This is a genomic window from Rhizobium sp. P2_G2 (assembly GCF_056403555.1).
The window spans coordinates 1-9047 of the sequence record NZ_JBFUFF010000166.1; the positions used below are offsets into that span (position 1 = coordinate 1).

Consider the following 9047-nt stretch of genomic DNA (forward strand, 5'->3'; position numbering starts at 1 on the left):
CTTTAACGGTATTTTTGCCAAAGGCAAAAAACCGGGTAACGCGGGGTGGAGCAGCCCGGTAGCTCGTCAGGCTCATAACCTGAAGGCCGCAGGTTCAAATCCTGCCCCCGCAACCAAATCTTCTAAGAAAATCAACGAACTATTGGCCTCCCTCAGGAGGCCTTTCGTGTTTTTGGACCTAACACGCGGCGGTCGTAAGCGGCGGCTATTTAGGTTCCGAAGTGGCCTTGCGATCAAGCGCCGCCAAATCATCCGCCAGGCGCATCGGGATATCCATGCGGTCATGCAGGATGCTGATCACGCCGATATCGCCGTTGTCTAGCTCCCGGAAAAACAGGTAATGCCGTTCGTAGTGGGTGAAATACGCATCCTTGCGGATATCGGGGGCAACGGCGAGATTGCGGGGAAGCCGCCGCCACAGCGACTTGTTCGCGGTCAGCCGCAACAAATGTGCATGAAGCCCGGTAATGTCCGTGGCGGCTTGGGCTTCGCCCCACGTATCAACCGTACCACGGCAAATCCTGTCTTGGGCGGCATCGGCCGTCGGGTAAAAGCGGTATGCCGCCATGTTAGCGGCTTGGCTTCTGATTGCGGCTGACCACGTCCTTTGCGGAGACCGAAACAAACTCGCTGTCGGCGGCCCGCATGCCGGCAGACAGCTCCTTTTGCAGCCACTCCCAGGCTTCGTCGCGGGTCTGCCGCTGAATGTGCGTTTGCAGCGCACCGCCCACCTTCACATGAAGGCTTCCGGATGACATTGGGTTGAGCCCTTCGTTCTCTTGTTATTATGGGAAACGTCGCAAATATTGTCAATCTTTGGCACGCTCTATCAGCAGTTCTCATTTTAGGTGTGGGCTAATTTTTTTGGCCTTGGTGCCTACAGGGCGGCAATGATCCGCCGGTCGATATTGGCATAGCTGCGGCTCTGGCATTGATCACCTATTCAAAGCGCGCCATTCACATGCCATGATCCATAGGTGGCAGTGGCAAAGCCAAGCCCGTGACATCGTAGGTCCAGACACGGAAGGCTTTCAATTCATGCGGCCCGAAGGAGTTGATCAGCGGCACATCGGCCGCATCCCGGCCGCGCGCGACGACGATCCGGCCGATGCGTGGCTTGTTGTTGCGGGGATCGAATGTCATCCAGCGTCCACCGATATAGACTTCAATCCAGGCACTGAAATCCTGCGGATCGAGGATCGGAACGCCGATATCGCCGAGATAGCCGTTCACATAGCGTGCCGGGATATTCATGCAGCGGAGCAGGGTGATGGCGAGATGGGCGTAGTCCCGGCAGACGCCGATCTTTTCTTCGAAGGCTTCATAGGCGGTGCGGGTGCTGCGGGCATTGTGGTAGCCGAAGACGATGTGCTCGTTGGTAAAGTCGCAAATCTCCTGGACCCTGCCCCAGCCAGGCGCGATTTGGCCGAACCGGTCCCAGGCGAACTGGCTCAGCCGGTCCGTTTCGCAATAGCGGCTCCCCATCAGGAAGAGCAGGCATTCGTCAGGCAGATCGGCGACGGGAATTTCCTGGGCATCCGGAACCACCGGATCGTGCAGACCGCTGTCTTCCAAAGTGCCGTCGCCCCAGATCGAGAACGCGCCCGTCGGCGCCACAAAACGTCGGCAGATATTGCCGAAGAGGTCGACATAGGTCGAAGTAGGCACGCCGGGCTGCGTCACCACTTGCTCTGGAGAACGGATATCGCCGGCCCTGTCGCGATGTGCGTTGAGCAGACAGACCATGGGCGTGTTCTGTTCGCAAGCGATGGTAATATCGTAGCCAAAGCGGATCAGCATGCGCTTGTCCCTTCTTCGATGATTGCAGGGGCAAGACCCGATGGATGTCTGCCGGCGGCAGGCGTTCGTGCGGCCTGTTCAGGTAAAGTCGGTGATCGTGAGCGTGCACATGGTTTTGTCTCTTCCACGTGCGTAAGCCTTCTCGGCGACGGCCAGGACGTTTTTGCGGACAGTGTCGAATGCGGAGAGATATTCTCTCTCGCCACTCATCTTGCCGGCGAATGCCTTGGCCAATGCATCGATTTCGAGGAAGAACTTGATCTCGAACATGCCGTCATAGCCCGAAAAGCGAATGCGCCGACCCGTTTCGTCATAGCTCCGGCTCTGGTTGGGGAACGTCAGGTGCATATTGAAACCCTTTAGCGGAAATTCTTGCAGCAAGCCTAAGGATAACATAATCGGAGAACAAAAGGGGATATATATCGAGACTTCTCGGGCACAACGAGCGAGCAATGTTTCGCGGGCAGGGGACCGACTTAACGTAGACTATCGGTGAAACCCTCCATGCTGCTCTGAGGTGCCTGCCACTTGTCATTCCACATGGACTTGAAGCCGCCACATTGCACCTATATAGAAAGGGGCGTCAAAGGTGGCCGAGAGGCTCGTACGAAGCGCTTTTCATCGCCCACCTGCCGCGGCCGCGTTCTGGTCACTCCGCATCTCATCGATCCATAGCCTCAAACCCGTATGGCGATGCAGCTTGCTCGCCGTGAAGCAACCAAAATTTCACAGACAATGCCATCCAGAATGCGGGCAAAACGCCCRGACGCCGTGCGAAAGATACGGCTTCCGAACCGAATCCCAGGCAATGCTGGAACCTCGTGCCTTTCACCACAGTCGAATTGCAGCGAATTGTTGCGGAACAAATCGACTGATCAGCTTTCCCCAGAGCATTTTTCAGTCTCCCAAGGAGCGGCGCCAACGGCGCCCGAAGAAATAGATGAACAACCCCTCAAACAACAATCGCAGCCAAACGGGCCCGGCACAGTCCCGCCAGCGCCCTGGCGCTCAACCGCCTATTTCCCAGCGCTACGATTATTATCTCGCGCTCGCCCGTGAACAGGCCCGCGCAGGCGATAGAGTTCAAGCTGAAAATTATTACCAGCACGCGGAGCATTTCTTTCGCGCCGCCAATTCCAACAATTCATAGAAAGCAAATGGACAACAATGATTGCGGCCCCCAGCTCCGGAAATGAGAGCGGACTTGACGACAAGGCATGGTTGAAAATACTTTCCGGCTATCGTGAGCCGCATGCAGGACGCAGCGTCTTCGAGCTCATGGTCACGGTTTTGCCGTTCGTGGCGCTCTGGATTCTATGCTGCCTGGCCGTCCATTACGGGCTTTGGTGGGGGCTGATCCTGACGGTTCCTGCTGCGGCGTTCCTGCTCAGGCTGTTCATGATCCAGCACGATTGCGGCCATGGATCGTTCTTTGCCCGTCGATGGGTCGATGATTGGACGGGACGAGTGATCGGTGTTCTGACCTTGACGCCCTACGACTACTGGCGGCGCGCGCATGCCGAGCATCACGCATCTTCCGGAAATCTCGATGAGCGCGGCGTCGGCGATATCACCACCCTGACTGTCGAGGAATTCAACGCCTGCTCCTGGTGGGGCAGGCTCAGCTATCGTCTTTATCGGCATCCCCTTGTCATGTTCGGCATCGGACCGGCATGGCTGTTCATTTTCAAGCAGCGGCTGCCTTTCGGCATGATGCGCGAGGGGTATGTGCCGTGGCTGTCGACGATGGCGACCAACGCCGCGGTCGCGGTTGCCGCCGCCATACTGATCTGGGCGATCGGTTTGGTGCCATTCCTCCTCGTCCACCTGCCAATTGTGCTGCTGGCCGGCGCGGCGGGCGTGTGGCTCTTCTATGTCCAGCATCAGTTCGAAGAGACCTATTGGTCCAAGAAACCCGAATGGCAGTTCCAGCAGGCAGCGCTGCATGGCGCCTCGCACTACGACCTGCCGCCGGTGCTGAAATGGCTCACCGGCAATATCGGCATTCATCACGTCCATCACCTTTCGAGCAGGGTGCCGTATTACCGGCTTCCGGAGGTCCTGAAGGATCATCCTGAACTGGGTGAGATCGGTCGCATCACGCTGATGGACAGTGTCCGCTGCGTGAAACTCGTGCTCTGGGATGAAAAGGCCGGCAAGCTCCTGTCGTTTCGGGATGTCGCCAAAGCATCGCCGGCCAAAAATAAACCCCGGTAAAAAAACCGGGGTCTATCGATTTGCGGATGCCGATTCAGTCGGTTGCGATCACATCATCCCGCCCATGCCACCCATACCGCCCATGTCAGGCATGCTCGGAGCATCCCGCTTCGGCAGTTCGGCGATCATCGCTTCGGTGGTGACAAGCAGCCCGGCAACCGAGGCCGCATTCTGCAGCGCCGTGCGGACAACCTTGACCGGGTCGACGATGCCCATGGCGATCATGTCGCCGAACTCGCCGGTCTGGGCGTTATAGCCCCAGTTTTCGTCATTCCTGTCGAGGATCTTGCCGACGACGATCGAAGCTTCGTCGCCTGCATTCTCCGAGATCTGGCGAACCAGCGATTGCAGCGCTTTGCGAATGATGCTGATGCCTGCATTCTGGTCGTCATTTTCGCCCTTGACGTCGAGGATGACGGAAGAGCGAAGCAGGGCGATACCGCCGCCGGGAACGATGCCTTCCTGGACGGCAGCGCGGGTCGCGTTGAGCGCGTCGTCGATGCGGTCCTTCTTTTCCTTGACTTCGATTTCAGTCGATCCGCCAACGCGGATCACGGCGACGCCGCCGGAGAGTTTTGCAAGACGTTCCTGCAGCTTCTCACGGTCGTAGTCGGAGGTGGTTTCTTCGATCTGGGCCTTGATCTGGGTGACGCGGCCTTCGATGTCGGACTTCTGGCCAGCGCCGTCGACAATGGTGGTATTTTCCTTGGTGATGGAGACTTTCTTGCACCGGCCGAGCATGTCGAGCGTGACGTTTTCGAGCTTGATGCCGAGATCTTCGGAAATCACCGTACCGCCGGTGAGGACGGCCAGATCCTCCAGCATGGCCTTGCGGCGATCGCCGAAGCCGGGCGCCTTGACGGCGGCAATCTTGAGGCCGCCGCGCAGCTTGTTGACGACGAGCGTGGCAAGCGCTTCGCCTTCGACGTCTTCCGAAATGATCAGCAGCGGCTTGCCTGTCTGCACCACGGCTTCCAGGATCGGCAGCATGACCTGCAGGTTGGAGAGCTTCTTTTCGTGCAGCAGCACGAAGGCGTCGTCCAGTTCGGCAACCATCTTCTCTGCATTGGTGACGAAGTAGGGGCTGAGGTAGCCACGGTCGAACTGCATGCCTTCGACGACTTCGAGTTCGGTTTCGGCGGTCTTGGCTTCTTCGACCGTGATCACGCCTTCATTGCCGACCTTCTGCATCGCTTCGGCAATATAGTCGCCGATTTCCTTCTCGCCATTGGCCGAGATCGTGCCGACCTGGGCGATCTCTTCCGACGTGTTGATCTTCTTGGCCTTGGCAAGCAGATCCTTGACGACGGCCGATACGGCGAGATCGATGCCGCGCTTGAGGTCCATCGGATTCATGCCGGCGGCAACCGCCTTGGCGCCCTCGCGAACGATGGAGGCCGCGAGAACGGTGGCGGTCGTCGTGCCGTCGCCAGCAACGTCATTGGTCTTCGAAGCGACTTCGCGGACCATCTGGGCGCCCATGTTCTCGAACTTGTCCTCAAGCTCGATTTCCTTGGCGACGGCAACGCCATCCTTGGTGATGCGCGGCGCACCGAAGGACCTGTCGATCACGACGTTGCGGCCCTTGGGGCCGAGGGTGACCTTCACCGCATCGGCGAGAATGTCGACGCCACGCAGCATCTTTTCGCGGGCGGTGCGACCGAACTTAATTTCCTTGGCAGCCATGATGAAAACTCCTGAGCCCAGGGCTCATTGGTTGTTAATGTCGATCGAAGGAATCGACGATATCAGGCGATGACGCCCATGATGTCGGATTCCTTCATGATCAGAAGGTCTCCGCCATTCAGCTTGACCTCGGTGCCCGACCACTTGCCGAACAGGATGCGATCGCCTGCCTTGACGTCGAGCGCGACGAGCTCGCCCTTGTCGTTGCGGATGCCGGTGCCAACTGCGACCACTTCGCCTTCCTGCGGCTTTTCCTTGGCGGTGTCGGGGATGATGATGCCGCCTTTGCTCTTCGCTTCGGCTTCGACGCGCCGGACGACGACGCGATCGTGAAGAGGTCGGAAATTTACGTCCGTCATTTTAAATGTCCTCAATGAAATGGGTTTACGGCCCGCGAAGGACCAATTTTGTTGTCTTAGCACTCATGAGCGGCGAGTGCTAGAAATTTAAATCTGGTGAAATAAATAATTTTCCGTTCCTCGATGGCTGCCCCGAGGTCAGATAAAATAATTTCCACAATAAGAGCACCGATTTTTCTCGCTTTTTATTTTTTGCACATGCGTGGAAAAGCATAAAAAAAGCCCAGAAAACCCAGAAAAATTGCGCGTCTATCTATGACCATTTTTATCGGATAGAATTGACTGAGATTCAGGCAGAAAATTACGAAAACAATTCTGGAAAAATAACGAGGTCTTATGAAAAACACGACTTTCGATCTGCACGGCAAATATGTGAGGCAATTGAAGGCTTATCTGGCGGGCATCGGATATAACGAGAATCGAGATTATGTCGATGCTCCCTATTCCGTTCCTCTTGCTTCGAGCGGCAAGCACGATCTCGTTTTCAACGACAGCAAGGCAGCCGCAAATGCCAGCCTTCGCTGGACTGGCCTTGCACGCAACGGCTTCAGGGAAGCCGTTTGAACGCGTTTGCAGCCGACCGCGCATGCTCGATAGGAATTGTGATGAAAGATACCGACAAGTCAAAACTGGATGAAATCCTTGGTCGACATGATCGGCGGATGGAGGAAAACGCGCAAAGGGAAGTCAACGAGGCGAAGGCCAAGGGGGAGTTCACGCGCGCCTTTCTTGAACATTGTATCTCCATCATTCGCCCTGCAATGATGGAGATCGGCGAAATCCTCAAAGCCAAGGGGCATGACTACCGGATCATCGACGGTCTCACCAAGAAGATCGATGGTGGCGATCAGCTGAAGATTGATTTTCAAATCATCAACGCCAATAATCGCAATCAGTCCTCGACCGAAATCCCGCATATCGCCTTTACTGCGGATAAGTCTGCACGCAATATCCGCATCGACGAGACCGTGAGCGAAACCTCGTCGCGGGACAACAGGGTCATGACGCTTGATCAAGTGACGATGGATATCGTGCAGGCGCGGATCATCCGCGCGGTCGATTATGCATTCCGCTGAGCAGGTTCCGGAAAAGTGTTCCACGGTTTTCCCGATAACAACCTGCGACAAGACAAAAGAGTCTAAGCGGATGAATCCTTGGCTTGCCAACGAAAATCTGCCTGGGAGGGGTAGATTCGAGACAAGGCTTGCTTGTCAGATTGCTTACATGCATAGTGATTGCGTCGGCAGCAATTGAAGCGGGCGCTGCTTTTGTAGGGTTGAAAACCTTAGCCCCAATGAAAGGAGGACAAATATGTCTTCCGGTTGCCAACAGCACTTCACGATAACGGATATCGCTTTGCTCGATCGAATTCTCGAGCGCGCGGGGATCAGAGACGATTCCGATTCGGCCGCGCGGCAAAGCAGGCTGAATGCCGCCCGATTTTTGATCGAAAAATTCCAGAGCGGCGTAGTCGACGAAGGCGCGCTGCATTTTGCCCTTGTCAACCGATTGGCAAACTCGCCGGATGAATCCGCACGCGTTTCCAGCTCGCCCCATGCCGCTCCGTCGGCTTCGGCGGGAGCGCGGCCCGAGGCTGGGTCGAAAGATGGCTACCGATTTGGCCGAAGAATCGAGCACAACGGCACATGGACTATCTACCATGTGTTCAGCGGCGAGCCTGCCGCGTATGGCTCGTGGAATATGAGCGGCCTCAACGTTCGAACGGCCGAGAGAGCGCTGCGGATTCTGAACGCGCCGGTTCACGCGGCTTGACCGATAAGACGTATCCGGTGCCCGCGAGGCGAGACGCCGATCATTTTCGCGCTGGACACCAGGAGACAAATCATGACGGATCGCACGACAGCATCGGACATTACTTTCGCTCATCCATTCGTCCTCACGTCCCTGGCGCAGCCGCTGGAAGCGGGCACCTATCGACTATTTACCGAGGAAGAACGGATCGAAGAATTGTCATTTATCGCCTATAGGCGCACGTCGTCCCGTCTGGAAATTCCTGCAATTTCGGTTCGTACCGCTGTCAGGCAATCCATCCAGGTGGATCCCATCGAACTTGAAGCGGCACTCGCAAGGGACGCACGCCGCCACACCCAGGGTCTGGCAAAATGATCGTGACGGCAAGGCTGCATCAAGGGGGCGTCCGACTGCAGATTCGGCTTTCCGAACAGCTGGGACCATCGGAAGTCGAGACATGAGTTTGAGGCTTGTCATCGTCGCTTCTTGCCTCCTGCCGGTGGTTGCCATGCTCTGGCTTCTTTATTGGGACTACGCATCCTGACCGCCAACAGGTATTTGCGACCTCTGTGCACATCGACACCGCCTCTGCCTACGGATCAACCCTTGCCAGAAAAGAATATCTTATTGGAAACACTGTTGAAAATTGGCGCCGTTGTGGCCACCGTCATTGTGCTCGGCGTGTTCATCGCATGGGAACGGGCTGACCACAACGATGGCGCCAGTGCCGAGCGAATTGAAGCGACGAAAGTTGCTGCTGACGACGCCGTCAACAGAGTAGAGGTTCAAACCCGCGTGGACGCTCTGGCCGTCGACGGATGTCAAGCAAGGGCCATGCAGCTCATGAGCCTGCATGCAAGGACGCCTGTGAAGAGCTTGGACGACATCCCGATAGAACTCCGAAATGACATGCGGCTGTGCGTCGAACGCCGCATTCTATACGCCTATGTTAGGGGTGCCCTCACGGACGCCGGGCTGATGGGCTTATTTGAGAAACAAGCAAGCGCGCTTTGATTGACGGTGAGCGCGCATAGCCTTCGCCGGAAAACCGTGGGATGAACCGCCCCGGCTTTGCCGGAGACCGTTTGGTTTAAGTTATGCGGCCACGGCTGGTTCGTCCAGCATGGCGTAGTATCGTTCTTCGGCTTCAGCTGGTGGAATATTGCCGATGGGCTCCAGAAGTCGTCGATTGTTGAACCAATCCACCCATTCAAGCGTGGCGAACTCCACGGC

At 56.7% G+C, this 9047-nt stretch carries 13 protein-coding genes, 1 tRNA gene and 1 pseudogene; 8 read left to right on the forward strand and 7 right to left on the reverse strand.

The genetic code is table 11. From position 1 onward, the window contains the following. The first annotated feature begins 39 nt into the window (after positions 1 to 39). A tRNA-Met gene (locus AC1D06_RS40310) sits at positions 40 to 116 on the forward strand. Between the two features lie 89 nt (positions 117 to 205). Here AC1D06_RS40310 and AC1D06_RS40315 read toward each other — a convergent pair. From AC1D06_RS40315 to AC1D06_RS40330, 4 genes are all read right to left on the reverse strand, one after another. Then, positions 206 to 568 (reverse strand): type II toxin-antitoxin system RelE/ParE family toxin, encoded by a 363-nt coding sequence (locus AC1D06_RS40315; protein ID WP_477882671.1) that lies wholly within the window; start codon positions 566 to 568, stop codon positions 206 to 208. Between the two features lies 1 nt (position 569). Further along, positions 570 to 737, reverse strand: a complete 168-nt coding sequence (locus AC1D06_RS40320) for a hypothetical protein (protein WP_477882672.1) — start codon at positions 735 to 737, stop codon at positions 570 to 572. Positions 738 to 957: 220 nt separating this feature from the next. Continuing rightward, on the reverse strand, positions 958 to 1800 hold the full coding sequence (locus tag AC1D06_RS40325) for a transglutaminase-like domain-containing protein (RefSeq protein WP_477991090.1): 843 nt from the start codon (positions 1798 to 1800) through the stop codon (positions 958 to 960). Positions 1801 to 1878: 78 nt separating this feature from the next. Then, entirely contained in the window at positions 1879 to 2148 is a 270-nt protein-coding gene (locus AC1D06_RS40330; protein ID WP_477882675.1) for a DUF1488 family protein, read from the reverse strand. Positions 2149 to 2740: 592 nt separating this feature from the next. Here AC1D06_RS40330 and AC1D06_RS40335 point away from each other — a divergent pair. Continuing rightward, positions 2741 to 2950, forward strand: coding sequence for a DUF4167 domain-containing protein (locus tag AC1D06_RS40335; protein ID WP_477991091.1), 210 nt, complete (start codon positions 2741 to 2743; stop codon positions 2948 to 2950). Between the two features lie 17 nt (positions 2951 to 2967). Next, a complete protein-coding gene (locus AC1D06_RS40340) occupies positions 2968 to 4017 on the forward strand; it encodes a fatty acid desaturase (protein WP_477882677.1) in 1050 nt (349 codons plus the stop codon). A gap of 48 nt (positions 4018 to 4065) precedes the next feature. Here the strand turns inward: AC1D06_RS40340 and groL are convergent, their stop codons facing one another. After that, entirely contained in the window at positions 4066 to 5703 is a 1638-nt protein-coding gene (gene groL / locus AC1D06_RS40345) for a chaperonin GroEL (RefSeq protein WP_477882678.1), read from the reverse strand. 62 nt (positions 5704 to 5765) lie between these two features. Continuing rightward, positions 5766 to 6062 (reverse strand): co-chaperone GroES, encoded by a 297-nt coding sequence (gene groES, locus AC1D06_RS40350; RefSeq protein ID WP_477882680.1) that lies wholly within the window; start codon positions 6060 to 6062, stop codon positions 5766 to 5768. 336 nt (positions 6063 to 6398) lie between these two features. Here groES and AC1D06_RS40355 point away from each other — a divergent pair, with 336 nt between their 5' ends. From AC1D06_RS40355 to AC1D06_RS40375, 5 genes are all read left to right on the forward strand, one after another. Beyond that, the gene (locus AC1D06_RS40355; protein WP_477882682.1) at positions 6399 to 6626 is read left to right on the forward strand and encodes a hypothetical protein; all 228 of its coding nucleotides are present in this window, start codon (positions 6399 to 6401) and stop codon (positions 6624 to 6626) included. After that, on the forward strand, positions 6623 to 7138 hold the full coding sequence (locus tag AC1D06_RS40360; protein ID WP_477991092.1) for a hypothetical protein: 516 nt from the start codon (positions 6623 to 6625) through the stop codon (positions 7136 to 7138). The genes AC1D06_RS40355 and AC1D06_RS40360 overlap by 4 nt, the downstream gene beginning before the upstream one ends. 235 nt (positions 7139 to 7373) lie before the next feature. Beyond that, positions 7374 to 7835 (forward strand): hypothetical protein, encoded by a 462-nt coding sequence (locus AC1D06_RS40365; protein ID WP_477882685.1) that lies wholly within the window; start codon positions 7374 to 7376, stop codon positions 7833 to 7835. 72 nt (positions 7836 to 7907) lie between these two features. Next, positions 7908 to 8189, forward strand: coding sequence for a hypothetical protein (locus AC1D06_RS40370; RefSeq protein WP_477882686.1), 282 nt, complete (start codon positions 7908 to 7910; stop codon positions 8187 to 8189). Between the two features lie 231 nt (positions 8190 to 8420). After that, positions 8421 to 8828 carry a hypothetical protein gene (locus tag AC1D06_RS40375; RefSeq protein WP_477882687.1) on the forward strand — a complete coding sequence of 136 codons (408 nt, stop codon included), beginning with the start codon at positions 8421 to 8423 and terminating at the stop codon, positions 8826 to 8828. Positions 8829 to 8909: 81 nt separating this feature from the next. Here the strand turns inward: AC1D06_RS40375 and AC1D06_RS40380 are convergent. Continuing rightward, positions 8910 to 9047: pseudogene (locus AC1D06_RS40380) on the reverse strand (IS3 family transposase); the annotation flags it as partial.